17 protein-coding genes, 1 pseudogene and 1 riboswitch are annotated in these 23,734 nt (G+C 38.6%); of the genes and pseudogenes, 3 read left to right on the top strand and 15 right to left on the bottom strand.

Translation table 11 applies throughout. The annotated features are described in order from the left end of the window. Positions 1 to 12: 12 nt before the first annotated feature. The 11 genes from AC07YC_RS18975 to speB all read right to left on the bottom strand — a co-directional run bounded on the left by AC07YC_RS18975 (position 13) and on the right by speB (position 11,802). Entirely contained in the window at positions 13 to 1,473 is a 1,461-nt protein-coding gene (locus AC07YC_RS18975) for an adenosylcobinamide amidohydrolase (RefSeq protein ID WP_494920149.1), read from the bottom strand. Further along, the gene (locus tag AC07YC_RS18970; RefSeq protein ID WP_336636624.1) at positions 1,470 to 2,471 is read right to left on the bottom strand and encodes a FecCD family ABC transporter permease; all 1,002 of its coding nucleotides are present in this window, start codon (positions 2,469 to 2,471) and stop codon (positions 1,470 to 1,472) included. The genes AC07YC_RS18975 and AC07YC_RS18970 overlap by 4 nt, the downstream gene beginning before the upstream one ends. Beyond that, positions 2,468 to 3,439, bottom strand: coding sequence for an ABC transporter substrate-binding protein (locus tag AC07YC_RS18965; RefSeq protein ID WP_494920148.1), 972 nt, complete (start codon positions 3,437 to 3,439; stop codon positions 2,468 to 2,470). Before AC07YC_RS18965 ends, AC07YC_RS18970 begins: the two co-directional genes overlap by 4 nt. 144 nt (positions 3,440 to 3,583) lie before the next feature. Further along, positions 3,584 to 3,766: riboswitch (cobalamin riboswitch) on the bottom strand. A gap of 59 nt (positions 3,767 to 3,825) precedes the next feature. Continuing rightward, on the bottom strand, positions 3,826 to 5,493 hold the full coding sequence (locus AC07YC_RS18960; RefSeq protein WP_494920147.1) for an acyl-CoA dehydrogenase family protein: 1,668 nt from the start codon (positions 5,491 to 5,493) through the stop codon (positions 3,826 to 3,828). 1 nt (position 5,494) lies between these two features. Next, entirely contained in the window at positions 5,495 to 6,997 is a 1,503-nt protein-coding gene (locus AC07YC_RS18955; RefSeq protein WP_494920146.1) for a class I adenylate-forming enzyme family protein, read from the bottom strand. Next, the gene (locus AC07YC_RS18950; protein WP_036122962.1) at positions 6,990 to 7,379 is read right to left on the bottom strand and encodes a MerR family transcriptional regulator; all 390 of its coding nucleotides are present in this window, start codon (positions 7,377 to 7,379) and stop codon (positions 6,990 to 6,992) included. Before AC07YC_RS18950 ends, AC07YC_RS18955 begins: the two co-directional genes overlap by 8 nt. A 220-nt stretch (positions 7,380 to 7,599) precedes the next feature. Beyond that, entirely contained in the window at positions 7,600 to 9,267 is a 1,668-nt protein-coding gene (argS, locus tag AC07YC_RS18945) for an arginine--tRNA ligase (RefSeq protein ID WP_336636636.1), read from the bottom strand. Beyond that, positions 9,267 to 9,698: a YwiB family protein gene (locus tag AC07YC_RS18940; protein ID WP_375105699.1), complete on the bottom strand. Its 432-nt coding sequence runs from the start codon at positions 9,696 to 9,698 to the stop codon at positions 9,267 to 9,269. Before AC07YC_RS18940 ends, argS begins: the two co-directional genes overlap by 1 nt. 156 nt (positions 9,699 to 9,854) lie before the next feature. Further along, the gene (gene yidC / locus AC07YC_RS18935; protein ID WP_494920145.1) at positions 9,855 to 10,487 is read right to left on the bottom strand and encodes a membrane protein insertase YidC; all 633 of its coding nucleotides are present in this window, start codon (positions 10,485 to 10,487) and stop codon (positions 9,855 to 9,857) included. A gap of 24 nt (positions 10,488 to 10,511) precedes the next feature. Beyond that, on the bottom strand, positions 10,512 to 10,769 hold the full coding sequence (locus tag AC07YC_RS18930) for a hypothetical protein (protein WP_235213682.1): 258 nt from the start codon (positions 10,767 to 10,769) through the stop codon (positions 10,512 to 10,514). A gap of 160 nt (positions 10,770 to 10,929) precedes the next feature. Then, complete coding sequence (speB, locus tag AC07YC_RS18925; protein WP_036122947.1) at positions 10,930 to 11,802, bottom strand: agmatinase; 873 nt, start codon at positions 11,800 to 11,802, stop codon at positions 10,930 to 10,932. Between the two features lie 320 nt (positions 11,803 to 12,122). Here speB and AC07YC_RS18920 point away from each other — a divergent pair, with 320 nt between their 5' ends. After that, complete coding sequence (locus AC07YC_RS18920) at positions 12,123 to 14,177, top strand: transglycosylase domain-containing protein (protein ID WP_336636599.1); 2,055 nt, start codon at positions 12,123 to 12,125, stop codon at positions 14,175 to 14,177. A 351-nt stretch (positions 14,178 to 14,528) separates the two neighbouring features. Here AC07YC_RS18920 and AC07YC_RS18915 read toward each other — a convergent pair whose 3' ends face one another. Further along, on the bottom strand, positions 14,529 to 15,047 hold the full coding sequence (locus tag AC07YC_RS18915) for a YwhD family protein (RefSeq protein WP_336636598.1): 519 nt from the start codon (positions 15,045 to 15,047) through the stop codon (positions 14,529 to 14,531). Positions 15,048 to 15,192: 145 nt separating this feature from the next. Between AC07YC_RS18915 and thmT the strand changes: the two genes are divergently transcribed. Together thmT and AC07YC_RS18905 are read left to right on the top strand one after the other, a co-directional pair. Further along, a complete protein-coding gene (gene thmT, locus AC07YC_RS18910) occupies positions 15,193 to 15,378 on the top strand; it encodes a 2-hydroxymuconate tautomerase (RefSeq protein WP_012292709.1) in 186 nt (61 codons plus the stop codon). A 128-nt stretch (positions 15,379 to 15,506) separates the two neighbouring features. Then, positions 15,507 to 16,130, top strand: coding sequence for a class A sortase (locus AC07YC_RS18905; RefSeq protein ID WP_494920144.1), 624 nt, complete (start codon positions 15,507 to 15,509; stop codon positions 16,128 to 16,130). 195 nt (positions 16,131 to 16,325) lie between these two features. Here the strand turns inward: AC07YC_RS18905 and AC07YC_RS18900 are convergent. From AC07YC_RS18900 to AC07YC_RS18890, 3 genes and pseudogenes are all read right to left on the bottom strand, one after another. Beyond that, positions 16,326 to 16,499 (bottom strand): annotated as a pseudogene (locus AC07YC_RS18900) (transposase); the annotation flags it as partial. A gap of 325 nt (positions 16,500 to 16,824) precedes the next feature. After that, a complete protein-coding gene (locus AC07YC_RS18895; RefSeq protein WP_494920143.1) occupies positions 16,825 to 21,993 on the bottom strand; it encodes a collagen binding domain-containing protein in 5,169 nt (1,722 codons plus the stop codon). 371 nt (positions 21,994 to 22,364) lie between these two features. Further along, a complete protein-coding gene (locus AC07YC_RS18890; RefSeq protein WP_494920142.1) occupies positions 22,365 to 23,672 on the bottom strand; it encodes an HD domain-containing protein in 1,308 nt (435 codons plus the stop codon). Positions 23,673 to 23,734 lie beyond the last annotated feature (62 nt).

Raw genomic sequence — 23,734 nt, 5'->3', positions numbered from 1 at the left:
TTCGCTCATCTCCTAAAATTGATTTTTGTAATTTCTGATAGCCTGAACCGTAGTTTCAAAAACACCCTTTGCAATCATTTTACCAACTTCCGTAATGGGACCACCATATAACATTTCTGTCCCTTTTTGAGTTGCTGCAATTAAAAGGCTATCTGTAGCAGTACCTGTAGCAATTGTTCCACTACGCTCATCACGAATATTTTCTGATTGCATAGCCTTCGTTTTCGCTTCTGTAGCTGTCATCATGGCCTGAAAAAATGCTTCCTCCGATAAACAGCCGTTGATAATTACCCATGTATTTATAGTACCAATATATGGTTCATCCTGCCTTTCGTGCACACGAGAAACATCTACTGCATTCCCTACACCAGCAGTAACAGCTACTATTACACTGCCAAATGGTGCAGAAAATTCATTGATTGCCACAAGAGCTGTTGGCACTGCTGTCAGCATGACAACTGTATTCGTAGGCGAAAAATGGTTTCTTTGCAAAAATTCATTAACCTCTCTCTTTACATCACTAATCACATAATCACTAGGAACTGAGCGGTTTAACAAACAATTATGCCATCCAATTCCAGGGTTATGGACAGCAGACGATACCGTTTTTATAGGAATCTCTGATTGAAGCTGAATAAAGTGTTCCGTTATTTTAAAATGTTCTTTTTTTATTACAGCTCGCTGTTGATAGTCACTTGCTGCAGGCATCATTGTAATTTGCGGCTTAGGAATTTCTGGATGAGCATAAGTAGCTACTCGTGCTTGATAAATTTCTTCAATCTGAGAAGCAATTAATACTTCATGTGGTGCCCCGAAAGCTCTCATTTGTCCACTTTCCATGAGCAATAATTCATCACAATAGAGAGAGGCTAAATTCATATCATGTAATACCATCACTACCGTTAAACCACACTCTACAGCTTCCTTCCGCACCATATCTAAAATTTGCCGCTGATGGGCAATATCTAAATGATTTGTTGGTTCATCTAGCAGTAAAATTTCCGCAGTTTGAGCAAGGGCCTGTGCAACAAAAACTCGTTGCTGTTCACCACCCGATAAAAATTCCATCGGTGTATGCTCATAACGTTTTATGCCTGTTTGCAGCATTGCATGTTGAACTGCTTGCTCATCTTGCTCAGACCAACTTGAAAAAAACCCTGATTGATGTGGATAACGTCCAAGCGAAATAGCTTCTCTTACACTGTTTGAAAAAGCATTCGCATGGAGCTGTGGTAAAACAGCCATTTTTTTTGCTAAAGCACGGGCATTGTAGGAAAGAATGCTTTGTCCATCAATAGAAATCATGCCCTCAACTGCTGGTAGAATACCACTCATTACCTTTAATAATGTTGATTTCCCACTACCATTTGGCCCTAAAATGCCAAGAATCTTTCCCTTTTCAACTGTAAAGCTTATATCCTTGACGATCGGTACGTCTTCATAACCACCTGATAGATGTTCAACAACAATCACGCCCGTACCCCCTTGCCCCTTCGTTGCTTATAAAAAATATAGGAAAAAACAGGCGCTCCAATAAATGCCGTAATGACACCAATAGGCAGTTCCCTTGGCAAGATAATGGTTCTTGCCACTAAATCACAAATAATAAGTAATGTTGCCCCATTAAAAAATGATAGTGGGAGTAAATGACGGTGATCAGAACCCCAAATCATTCTTGTCATATGCGGTACAACTAACCCTACAAAGCCAATTGTGCCTGAAACAGCAACTGCTGCTCCAGTTAGCATGGAGCCACCTACTAAAATCAAATACTTACTTCGCTTTACATTAACACCTAAATGCTTCGCTCTTTCTTCCCCATATAACAGAACATTAAGCTCACGTCTCTGTGTCCACAGCATAAGGGAACCAACAATGACAAACGGAATAATCATTTGAACATACGGCCAACCACGCATAGAAACAGAACCGAGTAGCCAGCCGATTACTTGGCGCAGCTCCTCTCCCGATAAAGCAATCATTAACGAAATTAACGATCCTAAAAAGGAACTAAAGATAACACCTGTTAAAATCAGTGTTTCCATCTTTAAAGAACGGTCCACTACTCTAGCAAAGCTCATCACAATCACCATTGTAATAATCGCACCTATCATGCTAAAGGTAGGTAAGGCATACAAACCTACAACAGGTATAGAAATATTAAAAAAGATTGTCATGACTGCGCCGACAGAAGCACCCGATGAAATACCTAATGTATATGGATCTGCTAATGGATTTTTGAGCAAGCCTTGGAAAGCCGCTCCCGCAATGGCGAGAGAAGCTCCTACTAGCCCCGCTAAAAGCACACGGGGCAAGCGAATTTTCCAAAAGATATTGGCAGCTGTTTCATCAACTGATTGATTCCACAGTACTTCTATCGGAATATGAACAGAGCCTATAGCGACGCCACACCAGATGCTAATGATAAGAAGCGTACATGTTAATACATAGGCTGTTGCTACTTTTTTCACTTAAATACCTCAGGGTAGATAGCTTTTGCTAATTCCTCAAGGCCATCCGCCAAACGTGGTCCCTGACGGCTTGTTGTGCTTTCATCTACTTGCACAATAGCATTATTTTTTACTGCATTAATTGTCTCGAAACCTGCACGCTTTGGTATTTTTGTTAAAATATCAGGTACATAACTATATGTCACCACGATGACATCTGGATTTTTTGTGATAATTTGTTCTGCACCAATTTCATACCAATTATCACCGTCTGCTGCTACATTTTTTGCATGGATCATCTCCAGCATTGCGTTCATAAATGTGCCTTGACCAGCTGTATAAATATTAGGTTCATCAGAGGCTTCTACAAAAACGTTCTTAGGTTCAACGTCTTTCACTTTCCCTTGAACCTCATCCACTTTCGCCTTCATGTCAGCAATGATTTTTTCAGCTTCTGATAATTTCCCTGTAGCACGCCCAAGCTGTTCAATCGTTGTATAGGTTTCATTAAAATCTTGGGCATTTTTCACAACAAATACTTTCACGCCCGCCGATTCTAGCTGTGCTATGGCCGATTCCGAAAGAGACATGCTAGATTCATGTGCAAAAACGATATCTGGCTCTAAGGCAATAATTTGTTCAATATTGTATTCCATGCCACCAACCTTATCCTTTTCAGCTACCTCTGGTGGATAATCGTCGTTGTCAGTAACCCCTACGATTTCATCCTTTAAACCTAGGCCAAACAATATTTCTGTATTACTTGGAATTAGTGACACTATTTTTTCAGGAGGAGCCTCTAGTGTAATATCCTTCCCAATAGCATCCGTTATAGTCATAGGGAATGTTGCTGCTTCCGTTTTAGATGTCTCTTGTTGTGTTTGCTCTTCTGTAGGTGTGGAATTGTCTTTTTGCGCCTCTTGTCCACAAGCCGCTAGCAACCCTATCGTTAAAAATGCCGATACCCCTATTTTCCAAAATTTCTTCATGTGAATCCTCCTTCGTTGATTTGTGCGTTCATGTGTTAGAAATATTCCTCCATCAAAATAAGACCCCTCATCTTCGAATGATGAGGGGTCAAAATCGCACCAAAAAACTGATACAAAATCCACCATCCTATCCTCGTAGGCTGTCATGTCTATGCTATAAAGGCAGGTCTCCTGGCTTGTGCTCATTACGTTTTTTCAAGCCTTCCCGAAATCTTCAGTGGCATCATTTGAAAAAACTCACACTTACAGTGGCGGGACCGCATCGGAATTACACTGATTTCCCTTTTCACTTTACATAAGTAAAGAACCTTTATACTATTCAGTTGATTTTATTATACATGAAATTAAAAAAAGTCGCCTCTATATCAAGGCGACTCCAAGGGTTATTAGACGATTTCAGCAAAATACTGTACGGTTTTCATCGGAGCACCGATCGTTCGTAATGACCAAGTTTGCTCTAAATAAACATCCGCTAGTTTGTCATATTTCCCACCAAATTTCTGTGCCCACTCAACGGCTACGACACTTTCATATAATTGGGCCATTTTTTTGGCAACATCCTTTGCTTCAAACGTTTTTGTCGCTTCATCGAGAGTACTAAAAATTTGTAAGGTTGCCGATAGTTTAGTTAATTGCTCTTGAACGATTTTCACTAATGAATGGTCTGTTAATACTTCTAATCGCTCGCTCATCTCTTGAACAAACAATTCATGTGCCCTGTATTTATCCACTAAGCGAATAAGCTCCAAAGCTAGTATATTAGCCGTACCCTCCCATACCGTCAGCACTTGCGCATCTCTCAATAAGCGTGGTGTTACAAAGTCCTCAATATAGCCATTCCCGCCATGTAGCTCAATTGCTTCACTTGCATAATGGACCGCCTGCTCTGCCGTTTCCTTTTTCATAATGGCAATATATAAACGGTTCATGATGGTGTCTTGCTCTGTTCCCTGACCACTTGTCACTTTATCGTATAATTGAATAAGATCAAAAATCGTAGCTACTTCTACATGCAGCTTAGCGGCATATTTACCCAATGTATCCTGGATCATAGGATACTGTGTTAAAGGTTTACCAAATGCATATCGATTTGACACATAATGCTTCGCCTCTAAGAAGCCACGGCGCATAATGCCAATAGATGCCACAGCATTACAAATTCTTGATAAATTAAGAGCCTCCAGCATATAATAAATCCCTTTATTGTGATCACCAACTACATACGCGAGTGCTCCATCAAACTCAACCTCACCAGATGGAACGGCTTTCACACCTAATTTATCTTTTAGTCGTCGAATACGAAGATGGTTAGCCGATCCATCTTCATTACGCCATGGAACAGCAAAAAGAGTTAATCCTTTAGAGCCTGCTTGTGCACCCTCTATTCGTGCCAATACCATTGCAACCCCACACATCCCTGCATTGGAGGCGAAATACTTTTCACCATAGAGGCGGTATTCATTCCCCACAAGTTTTGCTTCTACTACATTCGCACCAACATCTGAGCCTCCTTGTCGTTCCGTTAAAAATGTCGCTCCCTCATATAGCTCCCTATCGCCTGTTGCACAAACATGCGGTAAAAAGCGCTTCTTAACTTCTTCCTCTGCATAATGGTCTAATAAATAGGCAGTAGCCATCGTTAATGTCACAGGGCAATAAAAACCGGGCTCCGCATGTGACAGTAAATAACCTTGCGCAAAACTATAGACATAATTCCCTTTGTGACCTAGTTGGGGAATATCTTTATGCACATAGCCAACAATCCCCGTATTATATGTCTCTTCGATTGTTTTTTTGTAGCCGTCATTGACCCATATCTCTGAAACCTCTTCACCGTAGGCATTATATCTTTGAAGGCGAGGCTCTCCTTGTCGATCAGTATGTTTCGCCCTCACGTCTATAGCACCCGCACATAGCTCACCAAAGTCCGTCAATTCCCGATGCGCATAAGATAAAAATTCTTTATCCAGCATCATTTCCAACACCTTTTGAAGCGTATCATTATCTGTAAAAAAATTGCTTGTGCCTGCTATTTCCTGTTGTAAAACTCTCATACTATCTCACCTCTTGTCCTTTCAAAAATTGTTTTAAAATTTTGCCTGACGCATTCCTTGGTAGCGCTTCCACTTTTTCAAAAATACGCGGTATTTTATACTTAGCAAGCTGTCCCTCTAAATAATCTTTTAGAGCCTCTTCATCAATATCCTGTTTAGCGGAATACACAGCCTTCACTGTCTCTCCCCATTGTGGATGTGGAACACCAACCACTGCCGCCTCAAATATTCCCTCAAAGCTTAAAAGGCAATCTTCAATTTCTTTCGGATAAATATTGACCCCACCCGAAATAATCACATCTTTTTTTCGATCAACAATCCAAATAAAGCCATCTTCATCCTTACGAGCTAGATCTCCTGTTTTTAACCAACCGTCTATAAAGGCCGCATTGGTTGCCGCTTCATCTCTGTAGTAGCCAAGCATATTACCCTCACCAAATAAAACGATCTCCCCTACTTCTCCTGCTGGTACATCTTCGCCACTGTCGTTAACAATACGTATCTCTGTACCTAAAGGTGCTCGCTGTCCAATACTCCCAGCCTTTCCTTCATGCTCCTTGCCAAATAACAATGATCCACTTGGTCCCGCCTCTGTTAATCCATATACACATGTTAAATTAGTTGTGCGGAAGGACTGTTGAATGAACCGAACCTCATTTTCAGATAAAGGTGCACCTCCATACACCCACCATTTCATGGAGGACAAATCAGCTGATTGCAATCTTGGCAACTGTGCTGTTAATAAATAAGCAACAGGTGCGCCAAAGAAATGGGTCGTTTTTTCTTTTTCAATGGAATCTATTAATAAGTCTGGTGTAAAAGTTGGCGTTAACACATTTGTAGAGCCTACAAAAACACCTGCCATTAAAAATAAATGCAATGGAGCCGAATGAGTTAATGGCATCATTAGCAATATACGGCTTTCAGGCTTGACCTCCATTTCAACCGCAATCATTTGCGCAACCGTTAAAATATTACGATAGCTAAACAATACGCCCTTTGGATTCCCAGTTGTACCTGATGTGTACAAAATAGTCGAAGCATCATCCTCGTTCAACTGACATTCAATCGTTTGGGCACTGGCACTTTGAATGATTGTTTCAAAATGAAGCCAGCCAGTTACTTGTTGTCCTGTTTTAATTTTTAACGGGATTCCGGCAATATGCTGGACTGCCGCAAAAATGGCTTCATGAGCAATAATCGCCTTTGCCTCAGCATGCTGTGCCACATACTCTACTTCTTGTAATGTAAACTTAGCATTGACTGGGACGACAATAGCACCCATTCGCTGAATAGCAAAATAGCTTACGACAAACTCTACAACGTTAGGCATAAAAATCAGAACTTTATCTCCCTGCCTTACACCCTGTTCTAATAAGGCATGACTAAAACGAGTCGCTTGCTCATCTAAATCATAATAGGTCACTCTTCTACCATGACAAATAACGGCTTCCTTTGTTGGATACTTACGGGCATTACGTGCTAATAAATCGGAACTATTCATCGTGCATCTCTCCCCTTAAAGTCGTTAATTTTTCATTAAACATGCCATGCATTTGTTGTAATTCATTTCTCATTTGCGTAAGCTCAGCTATTTTCCTATCAATCTCCTGAATCTTTTGCTCTCCGTATTCAACGGTTCGCTCCAATTGCTGAATTCCTGAGCGATCAAAATCAAAAAGTAATACCATTTCCTTGATCTCCTCCAGTGAAAAGCCGTAACGCTTTCCTCTAAAAATAAGCTTGAGCTTCGCAAATTCTTTTTTTGAAAAGGTTCGTTGATTCGTAGATGAACGTTGAGGACAAAGAAGCCCAAGCTCCTCATAATAACGAATTGTACGCGTGGACACATCGAACTCCTTAGCCACCTCTTGAATCGTCTTCATAATCGTCTCCCCCTTCCTGATTGGCAACAGTATACCATTGACGTTAACGTAAACTTCAACAAAATTTTCGAAATTAACAGAAAAATATGGTTTGAAGCAGAAATTTTAATGATTAGCCAATAATCCCGTATCACTCACTACCATTTTTTAATGTGTAAACCCGCTTTCTATCCATAAAAAAGCCCCCAACACTTTTCCTGTTAGGGGCTAAGATAGACTATTACATTTTTTCTGGTGCTGACACGCCGATTAAACGAAGCGCATTAGCAATTGTTGTACGAACGGCAGTAATTAATGCTAAGCGAGCTTCTGTTAGCTCTTTGTTTGAAGCATCTAATACTTTTTCTGCATTATAGAAACTATGGAAAGCTGCTGCTGTTTCTTGAATATAATTTGCGATACGGTGTGGTGTACGATGTTTAGCCGCGTCAGCTACCACTTGTGGGAAATCGCCAATTTTTTTCAATAAATCAATTTCCTTTTCAGCTGTTAATAGGTTTAGGTTTTCACTTGTAGCAGCAAAACCTTGTTCATTGGCAGAGCGTAAAATTGATGAAATACGTGCATGTGCATATTGTGCATAATACACTGGGTTTTCATTAGATTGCGATACGGCAAGGTCAAGGTCAAAGTCCATATGAGAATCGCCTGCTGTTTTTACGAAGAAGTAGCGAACTGCATCTAAACCAACTTCTTCTACAAGCTCGCGCATTGTTACCGCATTGCCTGTACGTTTAGACATTTTGAATTTTTCACCGTTTTTATAAAGCTGAACCATTTGAATTACTTCTACTTCTAATGTATCACGATCATAGCCTAATGCTTGAATGGCAGCCTTCATACGTGGAATATAGCCGTGATGGTCCGCTCCCCAAATATTAATTAATTTATCAAAGCCACGGACAATTTTATCCTCATGATAGGCGATATCTGGCGTTAAATATGTGAACGAACCATCGTTTTTAATTAATACACGGTCTTTATCATCACCAAAAGTTGTTGAACGGAACCATGTAGCGCCATCCTCTTCAAACACATGACCATTTGCTTTTAATTTATCTAATGCCACTTCAATTTTTCCGTTTTCATATAGAGATGTTTCAGAATACCAAACATCAAAGTTTACACGGAAGTTTGCTAGGTCTGTTTTTAATTTATCTAATTCTAACGCTAAACCATGCTGACGGAAGAATGCAAAACGTTCTTCATCTGATTTAGTTAGGATTGCATCACCATGCTCTTTTGCTAGCTTTCCAGCAATTTCAATAATATCCGGGCCATGGTAGCCGTCTTCTGGCATTTCGGCATCCATTCCTAATGCCTGCTTATAACGTGCTTCTAATGAGTATGCAAGGTTATTAATTTGGTTCCCTGCATCATTAATATAGTACTCACGAGAGACACTGTAGCCAGCCATATCTAATACATTACATAATGAGTCTCCAACAGATGCCCCACGCGCATGTCCTAAATGAAGATCTCCTGTAGGGTTAGCGGAAACGAATTCTATTTGAATCTTCTCCCCTGCGCCTGCATTTGAACGACCATAGTCTGCGCCTTGCTCCAGAACCTGTGTAACTACCCCTGTTAGGAAATCTTTACGCACTGTGATATTCATGAAACCAGGACCAGCAATATCAATTTTCTCAATATCTGTTCCTTCAGTATCCAGATTTTCTAAAATAGCTTCCGCAATTGCACGAGGTGGCTTCTTCGCTAACTTTGTTAATTGCATAGCAATGTTTGTTGCATAGTCACCATTTGCTTTATCCTTTGGTGTTTCCAGGTGAATTGATAATTCTGTGTCAGCGTCCACTAAGCCTGCCTTTTTCACGGCTTGAGCCAACGCTGCTTTTATAGCCTGTTGTACTTGTTCTACTGCGTTCATCATTGTACCTCCGTAAATGTAATATCTAATGTATAATTGCCAACAGATTGCCCACCCATTAGTAAATCGTACTGTACATGGAAATCTCCGCTTACTGCCCTGTTCGTAAACGACATTTTCTTCGTGTCGATCACGAGTGGCATGGAGCCAAACTCACCTTCATAATGCCCTTTTTGCTGTTCAATTATGTTCAGTGGTAACCGCATACTGACAGCTCCAGCACGCATAATAAGTGCTTTCTCATGGCCTAATTTCATAGTCGTGCGGATGGTTTTATCCTCCTGCACCTCATCATATTTCAAATACAAGCTTCCTGCTTTTTCAAGTAGCTGCCCTTTGAGCCGCATTTCATAGCTTTCGGATTCTCCATCACTTGGGCGAATCGTAGAAATGAGCGTAATGTTTACTTGCGATCTTATTTCGTTCGCCATAACGGACGCTCCCTTTTTAGTCTTTTACTATAACCTTTTTATTATAGGATGAATACCATTGTTTTTTCAAGATAGAAGTCAACTAGAACGTAACTACTACGGATAATTGAGCAATAAAAAAACCCTCCCTTCGAATGAAGAGAGGATTTTTGCCATTTATCTATACCATTTTTTAATAATTAATTGCTGAACCGTTAATAATAAAGCACTTACTGTCCAATATATAGGAATAATCGCTGGATTAAACAAACTAAAAATAAGAATCATTATGGGATTAATGAACATCATAATCTTCATATTTATCGGTTGATTTTTATCTAACGAGAGCCAGCTTTGCATGAAGTACATGACACAAGCGATTATTGAAATCCCGATATCCATTGTACCCAAATTCATCCAAAGGAAATTTTCACTGGCAATCACTGTATCTAGCTTAATCGCATAGTACAGTGAAAATAACACAGGCAATTGAATGATGATTGGTAAACAACCTAATAATGAGCTTTTCAATGAATCTGACGTTAATTCTTGTATTTTTTGTTGCACCATTATTTTTTCAGATTCGTCATGACTATTCTTTAATTTAGCAGTAAGCACATCTAGTTCAGGTTTAATGGATTTCATTAATTCTTTTGAATGTTTTTGGTGCTTGGCCGATTTAATAAAAAGCGGCATAAGTATTGCTCTCACTGCAATCGTGATACTAATAACACCTATTGCATAGCTTCCTGTAAAAGAATGGATAAAATGAATGAAATAAATAATTGGTTGTGTTAAAAAAGTAAACAATGATTCTCCTCCTAGTTTTAAAGTTTACATCAAACTAGGAGACACACTTTCTTCCTCATTGTTTTCTGACGTTCTTATACATAGAACGAACCACGTTAGCAAAGGTGGAGTCCAAGTATTAGTGATGTCATAATCTACTTCAATTTCTTCATCTTGTATGTCTTGAACCATGAATTTATTGGCGAAATATAGCTGTACATTAACACAGAGAACGGTTAAAACGAACGAAGCCAATAGCCAAAAATATTCCATTGTACTCATAAAAATAAATATATCATTCATGAGAAGAGACCAAATCACAATACCCCTCCTTCCCTTTTTATATACAAAAAATTATATTCGTATTGTGAATATTGAGTCAAATAATACCTTACCTTTTTTTAAAAAGACTAAAAAAATGGGGCTAGCCATAGCTACCCCCATCTAATCATGTTTATTAAACTTATTTTACCCAGCCTAGTATCATTTCACGCAATAGCTTAGAAGCTGTGTTAGCTGTCATTTCAGATGTGTCATAAATAGGTGCTACTTCCACTAGATCAAAGCCTACAACATTTACGCCGCTTGCTGCAATGGCATGAATGGAAGCTAATAATTCTTTCGCAGTAATACCACCGCAATCAACTGTGCCAGTTCCCGGTGCGTGAGCTGGATCTAACACGTCGATATCGATCGTTACGTAAACATTACGCCCCTCCAGCGTTGGAAGAACTTCCTTTAACGGCTCTAATACTTCAAATTTAGAAATATGCATACCGTTTTCCTTCGCCCATTCAAATTCCTCTTTCATTCCTGAACGAATACCAAATGAATATACATTTTTAGGTCCGATATGTTCGGCAATTTTTCGAATTGGCGTTGAGTGTGATAGTGGCTCTCCCTCATACTCTACTCGTAAATCTGTGTGAGCATCAAAGTGTATGATAGCTAGGTCATCATATTTAGCAGATACTGCTTTCATGACAGGCCAAGACACTAAATGTTCTCCTCCCATACCAACAGGGATTTTGCCATCAGCTAGTAATTTTTCAATAAATTTTTCAATTTCATCTAATGAACGTTGTGCATTCCCAAATGGTAGTGGAATATCACCTGCATCAAAATACTTTACTTCCTCAAGCTCACGATCTAAATATGGGCTGTACTCTTCGAGACCGATAGATACCTCACGGATACGTTGTGGGCCAAATCGTGAACCTGGACGGTAACTAACTGTCCAATCCATCGGCATACCATAAATAACTGCCTGAGCATCCTCATATGTAGGATGACTTTTTATAAATACATTTCCTGAATACGCTTCATCAAATCTCATTGCTAGACCTCCGCTATAAATAAAATATTATTTTAAAAAACAACATATCTTAAAGTCCATCTATGATGGCTTACAGGATTGTAATGAAACCTGTATCCTTTTATCCTCGTATACATTATTGGAACGTCTAGCAAATTTCGATTAAAATCTACAAAGTATGTTTTTCTTGTCGAATGCCAACGTTTCAAGTAGTACAAAAAAAGTATAGATGTTTTTGAATAAAGTGCAATAGTTTTTAGGTAGAATTTCGATTAAAGATGAATGTTCGAACACATACTAACGGTAAGTTCGAAGTTGTGAGAAAACGAGGTGAAAGTCGGATGAAACGAAAAAGCTATCATCGAAAGCAAAAGCGTGTAAAGCGCACACGGAAATCACTTACTTATTTTGTCGCCTTTGCAACTGCAATTGTCGTAGCATTTGTAGCACTCCGCATCTATGTTCAAGTGGCTGGTGCACCGCCTTTAACCGTACCGAAAGCCTCCATTTTCTTAGATGAAAATGAGAACCAAATTGGAGACCACTTTACAAATCAAAGACGTTATTGGGTTGGTCTCGATGAGATGTCACCTTTTTTAAAAGAAGCAGTAGTAGCTGTTGAAGATAAAGATTTTTATAAACATGGTGGCTTTGACTATTCTCGTATTGCTGGTGCGATTTTAGTGGATATTAAAGCTGGAGGAAAAGTACAAGGAGCTAGTACAATTACTCAGCAATATGCGCGTAACCTTTATCTTTCTCATGAGAAATCTTGGACACGTAAATTAAATGAAGCTCTGTATGCTTATAGATTAGAAGTTTTTTATGATAAGGATGAAATATTAGAAGGTTATTTAAATACGGTTTATTACGGTCATGGCATGTACGGGGTTGAAGCGGCCAGTCGATTTTACTTTGGCAAGTCTGCTCGTGATTTAACGCTTGCAGAGGCAGCCATGTTAACCGGTGTACCAAAGGGTCCAAGTATCTATTCGCCAATTGCTAATTTGGACAAAGCTACAAATCGCCAACACGTTATTTTAAAGCTTATGGCAGATCAAGGAGCTATTTCACAAGAAGAAAAAACACGTGCTGAAAATGAACAACTTGTATTGAAAAATGACAGTTGGGTAGCAACCAAATCTGTTGCCCCTTATTTCCTAGATGTTGCCTGGCAAGAAGCTAGTGAAATTTTAAAATCAAAAAATCTGGATATTAGTGAGGGTGGCTGGACGATTCAAACAACCTTGAATCTTGAACATCAAAAAGCAGCCGAAGAAGCAGTGGCAAAAAACATGCCTGCTGACGATCTTCAAACAGCCTTTGTTAGTATGGAATCTAAAACTGGGGCTGTAACAGCATTAGTAGGTGGTCGTGACTATGCAGTAAGTTCATTTAACCGTGTGACACAGGCAAAACGTCAGCCAGGGTCTACCATCAAGCCTATTTTATATGCAGCGGCTTTAGAAAATGGGTACACTCCGCTTACTTTTTTAGATGTAGGTGAAACAACTTTTACCTATGATAATGGACGAGGAACGTATGCCCCTAAAAATGTAAATGGGCAGTTTGCTGATCATGATATGACTATGGCGCAAGCGATTGCTATCTCAGATAATATTTATGCCGTAAAGACTTTAGAGGACATTGGCTTCAAGGAATTTCACGATATGGCAAACCGTTTTAATGTAGGCATTGGTGCAAAGGATAATTTATCAATTGCACTTGGTACGATTGAAACTACGCTATATGAAATGACAAATGCTTATAATGTTTTAGCATCACAAGGACAGCAAACGACTCCGACAGCAATTGTATCCATAAAAAATGCTAATGGAGACGTCATTTACGAAAACACTGGTGTGACAAAAAAAACGGAGACAGCTATTTCCAAAGAGAATGCATTTATCTTAACAGAAATGATGACAGGTATTTTTGACCCCGTATTCAGCGATTACTCACCTGCCACAGGGATAAGCATTCGCTCACGCATGACCCATACTTATGCAGCAAAATCAGGGTCTACTAATAGTGACCAGTGGCTTATCGGTTTTACACCAAGTCTAACTGCCGGTGTCTGGAACGGCTATGATCAAGGGAAAAACCTAACGACAAAAGAAGATACTGCAGCGACAAAGCAAATATGGATAGACTTTATGGAGACTGTTAATAAAGGGACAAAAAATGAAGATTTCAAAAAGCCTAAAGCTGTTGAAGGCGTTGTTATCGATATCGAAACAGGTAAATTAGCGACTGACGCATGCCCAAAACAACGACTTGTCTATATGGAATCTAAGGATGTACCAACTGAGAAATGTACAAACTTCGACATTCTTGACAGTAATACATGGGGAGAATTTTGGAATATGCTACCGTTCTCCATATTTAAAAACTAAAAAACAAACAAACCATCATCCGGAAACCTTTTTAAACCTAATACGTTTTAAGTTATGAAGGCTCTCGACAAAGTAACAGTATACGAAAAATAAGAAAAGCTTTCTCTTCCCCGGAGACGTGTCCGTGGGAACAGAAAGCTTTTCTTTTTATGGTTTGCGAAGTATGAGCATCATGGGGCATTTGGCTTGGGTTGTTCAAATGCCGCATAGCGCTCATCACTTTCGCGAAACCAAGTGTCCTAGCTTACTAAAATGTAAGCTCTGCCTCAAGTTTACTTTGTTTCAAACTCACTTTCAACCTAATATCGAAAACGATCGCAAAATGTCACAGTTTGTTCAATCATTAAAGGGCTATTCGACAAATAAGTCTTGACGCAATTGCTCGCTACTTCGCTCCCACAAATCTGGATTAAGTTGTTCTAGGAAAGTAGCTAACACTTTTTTAGACGGTGTATCCATATGCTCTACGATAATATGACGCTTCATGGATTTATCCATTTTATTCACATGATCAGCCAAAATTTTATAGCCACGGCGTTTTTCACGGTTCACTACCATTTCACAAGCTGTTATTCCCGCATAGTAAGGTCCATCCTCTTTATGATCAATTGTCGCCCATACTAGCCAATATGGCTTGCCACCCTCTGAATCCGCACGATCCGTTGTAAATTTAATTCCGCGTTCCACATCGCTACGCGCATGCATAGCACCAATCTCAACAGATGCTGTTCCCTCTTCCACATCTATAATGACTGGCGATACATTTTCTAACGAAAGCGAACCAATCCCAAACCCCTTATGTCCATCAGTTGGGTCATTTTTTATAATAGTAAAGCCCATTTTTTGTTTTGGTTTTTCTTCATTTGCCATACTTAATTATCCTCCATTCTGCTATTATAAAAGGAAGCATATAGCCACAATTATCATGGCACGTATGCCTCAACGCAAGTAAGAAGTTTATACTACTTTCTTATAAACTAACTATACAACATTATTCTATAAAGGAGGCAATATTATGCCATACGTAACAGTTAAAATGCTTGAAGGTCGTACAGAGGAACAAAAACGTGCCCTTGTAAAGGAAGTAACAGAAGCCGTTTCTCGCACAGTGAATGCACCTGCAGAAAATGTAACAGTTTTTATTGAAGAAATGTCAAAAAACCATTACGGCGTTGCTGGCGTTCGTTTGAGTGATAAATAAATTAAACTTGGGTAGAGCCGCCTAACGCTCTACCCATTTTTAAACGTTTCAGTATTTCGTTACTATTGCTAGGATGTGATCAAAGATTAATGAAAAAGAATAAACTTAAACTGGCCTTACTTCTATGTGTGCTTATCATCGGCTTGTTACTAATATTTATCACACCTATTCAAAATGCGCTGATTGCACGTATGAGTGACCAATTCAATGCAGTAGAGTACAGCACTGACGATATAAAAAGGAACAACCAACTAGATGCGAATTTTGAGTTCGAAGCCGTGCAATCACTGACCATCGCCGAAGTTCTCCAAGCGCAAATAAAGGCTAGCAAAATGCCTGTTGTCGGCAGTATTGCCGTGCCTAGTGTCCATATGCAGCTTCCTATTTTAAAGGGAGTAGGCAATGCTGTTCTTGCTATTGGAGCGGGTACGATGAAGCCCAATCAGCGGCTCGGTACAGGAAACTATGCTTTGGCAGGTCATTATTTTGAAGAGAAAGATATTTTATTCAGTCCCCTCTATCAAGCACAAATTGGCGATATTATTTATGTCACAGACATGAGTAATGTGTATGAGTATCAATTAGCGACTAAAAAAATCATTGCAGCAACAGATGTTTACATCGTGGATGATATCCCCAATCAGACGACGTTAACCTTAATTACTTGCGCGGAAAAAGGCTCCAAACGACTAGCCTTACAAGCAGATTTTGTGCAAAGCTATTCTTTAGAAAATGCCAAAGGAACCTTTTAAATCACACAAAAAGCGCGATCCCTAAAAGGAGGGCACTGAAAAACTTACGTTTTCATAAAAGCGAACCTTTTTCAGTTGAAAATAAGGCACTTCTTGTTCAATTTTGAACAGGAAGTGCCTTATTTTTGTCTCTATTCCTTATTCATTTTCGTTTAGTAACTTTAATATCCGTTTCAAATTAACAGCGAATATCGTTGGAGGAATGGCATTTCGTCCATTGTCTAAACAATATTTTGTTTTTAACTCTTCTAAAATGAACGAAAAATCAACAAGTTCATTGATTTGGCGAAGTATATTATCTTTTGGCACAACAATATCGTAGATCGCCATATATAGACTTAAATTAAGGGTTTCTTGATTTGAAATCATCGGGGATACCACCTGCACATTCATTCTTTTATTATAAAGGAAAGCGTGACTAAAATAATAGTGTGATACATTGCGTTGTTTGGAGAAGCATCGCTCGACTCCTGCGGGAAAGTGAGACAGACGAGACCCCGCACGAAGCGAAGCGTAGGAGGAGGCTCGGCGCTCACCCGCGGAAAGCGAGCGGAATGCTTCGGAAAACAACAGTAGAGTCACAGTGCAAAATGAAAAAAGCGAGGTATTCAACAATTTACTCGTTAAATACCTCGTGATGTGAGAAGATATAGACTTTTTCAGTGCCCTCCCCTAAAAGATGGCGCTTTTTTGATTATACCTCTGTTGTACGGCGACGCATGAACCATATTGACCCAGCTACAAGAAGTAAACCAACAAATACAAGAGCTGTTTGATTGGCTCCATCTGTTTGTGGTAATTTACCTTGTGCTCGTAGCTGTGCTTCTAAGCGCTCTGCATCCGCTTTGATTTTATTAATATCAATAGCTTGAGCCACCTCAGTCTGCTCATCTTTTGATAGCTTACTATATTTATTCAGGAAATCTTTATAAGCATCAAACGTATCTTTAGTTACGTTCGATGGATTATACGGTGGTAATTGTTTCCCTTGATCAATAACATTTTGTGCTGATGTGCCACCATTACCAGGGGTTGTAGGTTTGTTAATATCTGGCTTTGGTTTGTTTGGATCAACTGGCTTGTTTGGATCTGGATTTGGTTTGTTTGGACCAACTGGTTTCCCCGGCTCCGGATTTGGTTTGTTTGGATCAATTGGCTTCTCTGGATCCGGATTTGGTTTGTTTGGATCAACTGGCTTCTCTGGATCTGGATTTGGTTTGTTTGGATCAACCGGCTGCCCTGGCTCTGATGTAGAATTATCAGGATCAGTTGGATTTGTTACAGGTGGCGTAGGCTGAATTTTAGCCTCACATGTATTACCTACTGTTACTGTACCAAGGATTGTAATACCATTCTCTTTGACAATATATTTACCAGGCCTAATTAATGAATTACTTATAGTAATTTGCCCTATATGATTTGTTGTAAATTCTGTTGAACCATTTTCTTCTATTACTACACCAGCTTCATCTGTGAATGTTACTTTGACACCTTCACGAGGCTGACCATACATATTGTTAATCGTTAATGTAAAGTTTAGACACGCTGGGGCAATTGATAAGTCTACTTTACAAATTTGTTTGTAAGAAACTACAATTTCTCCTAAATAAACTTTATTGTCATAAACGTCATACTTACCTGCGGGTACATCTTTAGAAACAAATGTCATACTACCATCCGCTTCTATCACTGTTGAAATAACGTTACCTTGTTTATCTTTAATAACAACGTCTTTCCCCGCCTTAATTAGGACATTATTTTCATCCTTTAACTCTACTGTAAAGCGCTCGCAGGCTGGTGTTTGTTGAACTTCTGCTTGGCAATTAATATTGCTGGAGAATTCCCCAATTTTATTGCCATCCTTATCAAATACACTATAAACACCTGGCTCTAAATCTTTTAATGCTACTTTACCGTCCTTTGTTTCTTCAGTAGCTACCGTTTTGCCATCTAAATCTTTAATCGTTACTTTCGTTTTATCTTCTATTAATTCTCCATCAACATCTTTGACTGTTAGTTCGAACGTTTCACATTTGGGTGCTTGTATAATTGTAAATTCATAACCACAGTTTTTCTTGTATGTCAGTGTAACTGTACCCAAAAATTGGTTACCCTCGTATATTGTGTATTCACCTGGTTTTACACCAGTAGTAGGATCATTTGAATGAACAATAAACTTACCTTCTGCGTCAGGAGATACCTTTGTCACTACTGTAGTACCTTGTTTTAATGTTAATTCTAAAATATTTGTACGAATATTACCTTGACCATCTTTCACTACAATTGTGTAGTTTTCACATTTTGGCACTGGTTGAACTACAGCTTTACAACCACCCTCATATTTCACTATCACCTTTCCTAATTCACCTTCAACTGAATGAGTGACTGTATACTCACCAGCTGTAAAATGATTAGGTAATGTCACTTTGCCATTTGTTACTTGGTATGGTGCTGTTTCTGTACCATTGGGATCCTTTAATGTAACTGTACCTGTAGTAATGGAATGACCATCAATATCCTTAATCGCTATTTCGAATTGTGTACAACTACCACCAACTATTGGTGTCGTATTGACAAGTTGTGTTAGTAAGTCTGGCTGCTTATTTAGGGTCGTGTTTTCATCCAACTTAAATTTAAAGTCAGACATTTTAGTATACCCAGTTGGTGCTGCTACTTCACGGATGAGATAGTCATTGTACGGCACATTTTCAAAGGTGAACTCACCATTTGCATCTGTAGTAGCTGTTTGTATGATATATTCATTTGGTTTTGCGGTTTTTTTAATTAGTTGGAATTCAACACCAGCTAAGTTTTCTTTAAATTGGCCTGTAGCTGAATCGATACCAATTTTTTTGAATTTGGCACTGCCTCGTGTTGACGAAAAATCTGATTCAGAGCTACTAAAGTTAAATTTACCCTTATAGTCACTCTCAGTTTTTTGATTAGCCTTTGTTTGCCCCGTATAATGCAATGTTGCTGTATTTTCTAATGCATCACCAATTTGACCAAAGCCTATTGTTTTATACTGTACTTGATACCCTTTTCGATTTAAATCAGGGAATTCGAGGCTAAAGCCACCTTGAGTATCAAACTTGACAGTTACCCCTAATTGCAAAGGTGTTTGCCAGTTAGATCCATTTTGAATACCTGTTTTAGATACTGTATATGGTGCTAATAGAATACTACTTTCCAATAGCATTAAATTATTACCTGGTAAATCTGTTAAGATGACATTTTGACCTAAATCAGAATGAGATTTATTCACATCTAATGTCCAAGTAATTGTTTCTTTACTCGCGTTTTGTTGTGGCTTATTTTTTGTCACTAAATTGTTCGCTACATTCTCATCAATTTTTACTGGCGTAGATTCCAGCGTAAATTCTTGCGTACCTTTTGTTTTAAATGTGGCATCATTCGTATATACATTCCCTCTATCAGTAGACGTATCAGAACCAACACCTAAAATATGATCGTCATCCTTTGTGTTATAACGAACAACATATGCCTGGTAGTTGATATCTCCTGATAAGGAATCACTGAATGTTAATGTAAAGCCTTTATCTGTTTCCGCTGAAATTGTGTAATTATTCGAGTCAATCGGTGTAGTACCAATAGTTCCGCCTGTATCACTACCACCTAAATTAGTTAAAGGTAACACTTCAATTGTTCCCGGTAAATATTTATGTCCCTCACCAACTGTATCGATTAAAATAGCTCCATTAATATCCTTTTTATTGATATTCACTTTTACATCCCATGTAAATTGCTGCGTGGAGTAGTTAAACGTTCCCGATTTACTGCCATTATTAACAGTAGTTGATTGTGGAATATAGCTCACAGAAGATGATTTTTCATATAATTTACCGCCACTTGTCCACTCTGTAGCAGCTGTATTTCCATACCCTTGCTTTTGTACAGTACCCTCATCACCAATTGCGAAACTCGTTTGATAAGTGATAGTTGATGTACTACCTGCTGGGACGTTAATACCTGAAATTGTAAAGCCTTTTTTCTTATCTCCGGCAATTAGAGTATAAGGAATTGCTTTATCATTAAGCTGTACAGTGTTATCTATTAACTCATGTACCCCATCTGCAGCACCGGCTGTAAATGTATCTGTTAGTGTTAGGTTGTTAATTGGCTTAGTTGGATTATCAGATACAATGTTGATCGTCCATGTAATTACTTTTTTATCAAAATCAACTGTATATGATTTTTTTAATAGGTTTTCAGTAAGTACATAGTTTATATTCTTCTCTTTACCTGTACCGCTTGTCACACTATTATTAAACTGCCCTGCTTCATCTTCATAAAAATCCTGTTTACTATAGTTCGCATCATACACAATTGTATAGGCATCTGAAATATCATTATCAAAGGTTAATGTGAAGCTTTTAACATTTCCAGTTGTATGATTAATAGTAAATCCATTTGTTACTCTATTAGCTTCCGAAACTGTTGTCGCCACATTGCCAGCTGCATCATTCATTTTATAAACCTTAATGCTTGATGCATCGATTTCGTGAGGACCTTTAATTGTATCTATAATATATGCATCAGTTTGATCGATACTTAACAAATTATGATTGTAATCAATATGCCACTTTGTTTCGTAGTTTGTATTTTTATCTAACTTTTTATCTAGCGCTTTTCCATACGTAATGGTGTGCGTTGCCGTATTAGAAGATTCTATTTGTCCATTATTAGTAAATAGGACCTTGTTATTAAAGTTAACTACACCATCACGTTTATCCGCCTCTAATGTTACAGACGTTTTATACGTAATTTTATATGCATACTTACCAGTCAGCGTACTTTCAATATCGCTCCAACTACCATTTGTCAGAACAATGTTCTCTGTACCTGTTCTCACACCATTAAGACCGACCTCATATTGATAAACATTTACGGAATTAGCCATAATTTCATGAGATGTTGGCTCGTCTGTTAAAGTTGGATTACTTAATAATTTACCTGCTTCATTAACCCATACCTGCCATTCCATCTCATGGTTACCATTTGCGGCAGGTGTAGGAGTCCCTAGCTTCTCCTTACTTACCTTTTTGTTGCTCGTTGAAGGTAAAAAAGTAAATTTAACCTTAATTATCTCACTACCGCCTGTGGCTGCAGGAATTTCCATATCCTGCTCCATGTCGTCAGAAAGATTATTAAAACCAGAATTGAATGTAACGGTTAATTCCTCTGGTTGAGAGCTTCCTGAGCCGGGCTCCATACCACTTAACTCTACACGAACTTTATTATCCGTAGTGACATAATTATATGTGATACCGTTTACTGTTTTGCTACCGGCGAATGCCCCATCAAAATCAATTAACGACTGTGGCAATTGGAATTCAAACCAACTCCCATCTCCCCAAGCTTCTGCTTGACTATCTTGCATTGGCACGGAAAATTTAACCGTGAAGTTAGCTGTTGTATTTGGAGCTAACTCTGTACCAAATTCACCTGCTCCAACTGTTTTTTCACCTATTTTCATTACAAATGATAATAGTGAAGCTGGAATTTCTTGAGGAACCAATGGTGAATTATCCACTGGCAAAGTTTTAGCGGGGTCTTCCTCTACTTTTTCTTCTTCAGGAGCTTGGCTCTCAGGATCTTGCTCCTTGTTTTCATTTTCTTGCGGTGTTGTAGAAAGCTCTTCTTCACCTATGTTATCTTCTGACAAATCTGCATCATTGCTCACTGGTGTAGAAGGATTTTTTTCCATTTCATCATCCGAACCATTGTCATTCACGACTGGTGGTGTCGAAAGGTCTTCAGATGCAAATACTGACAGTGGGCTGAGTAGTGTTTGGAACACTAACAACATGGTCAGCATAGCAATGTTCAATTTTTTTCTCATGACACTCCTCTTTTCTAATAGATAAAGAGCTTGATTGTTTACTACGACGATAGCTTTCTTTCATTTTCAGTTAAGCCTGCCACAAACAATGGTTGCTCTCCTCCCTGAAATTAACTTGTCATTCTTGTGAATAAAAGCCAAATTGTATCCTAACATAGGACATAGGAATTAACAAATTATAGACTTTCCTGTATTTCATTTTAGATGCATTACTTTTGCGATACTTAAAACAACAGACATCACCACCTTTTATCATTTTTGATACATTATAACTACAAGGACTGAACAGATTCTAAACAATCATCTAAACATACAAAAAAAGCAGTAAACATCGCTCTTTTGAACGTGTTTACTGCTTTCTATTTCATATTTTATTTTCCGTCTCTTCTCAACAAAGTTAATATTCTCTGTTTAATGGTTGAATGCGTTGAATCATCTTCTAAAAAATCTAAAGGGAAATATATTTTATGGTCACGCTTCATCCGTCCTGAAATGGAATCAACAATAATTGATTCACGCGAAAGCTCACGTAGTTCACCATTTTTCATTTCTAAAAAAATCGGCACGCGCACTTCCTCTTCACCAGGTCTGTAAAAATCATACGGCAGATCTGCTGTTGTATCATGAACAAGATAATAGTCTGGGTTCAAGTCTGCCATTTTGAAAAGTTCCTGTAGTTTTTGATATTTATCAAGCTCTACTCCAGGATCTAAATCAATGTATTGGAATAGCTTACGATTAACAAAGCGACGACTTAAATCACTTAGAATAGTATCTTCCTCTTGCATCCATAGTTGAAAATATGTAAAAAGAATACTCTCATCTAAGGCAAGATAATCCTCAAGCGTAATTGCGTTACGGAAAAATGCTAGGAAGTGTGTAGGTTCATGCTTAAATGTATAGCCTTCCAAGCTCAATTGTTTTACTCGTTTTAAAATTTTATTTAGAATAACCTCTGCACTTCGTGACACAGGATGGAAGTAAATTTGTAAGTACATCTGATAGCGACTCATAATATAATCTTCTACTGCATGCATTCCAGTAGCTTTTATGACCACTTGGTTTTTTCGAGGACGCATTACTCTTAAAATCCGCTCCATATCAAAGTGACCATAACTAACGCCAGTAAAATAAGCATCACGTTGTAGATAATCCATACGATCCGCATCAATTTGGCTTGAAATTAAGCTAATGACTTGTTTGTTTGGATATGTCTTTTCGATTACTTGTGATACCTTTTCAGGGAAATCAGCTGCCACTTTTTTCAACACAGCATTGACTTCCGTATCACCCAATAAAATTTCTCTCGTATAGTATTCATGATCCAGCTCAAAGACATTTTCAAACGCATGTGAGAATGGCCCATGTCCTAAATCATGTAGGAGTGCCGCACATAGCACTACAAGTCGTTCACCCTCATCCCAATCTGGACGACCAACAAAGATATCATCCACTATACGGCGTACAATTTCATAAACACCAAGCGAATGGCTAAAGCGGCTGTGTTCCGCCCCATGAAAGACTAAAAATGTGGTACCAAGCTGACGAATTCTACGTAAACGCTGAAATTCTCTTGTACCTACTAAATCCCATATCACTTGGTCTCGAACATGCACATAACGGTGAACAGGGTCTTTAAATACCTTTTCTTCTTGTAATTTAGCGTTTGCATATGTCATTTGTATAGCACCCCCATTTTGTTATAGTTCTATTATATGCGATAAATCTAGGACTAGCATAC

It is taken from the genome of Lysinibacillus sp. GW247-5R2A, assembly GCF_059424475.1.
This window is presented reverse-complemented; position numbering and strand designations above follow the sequence as displayed.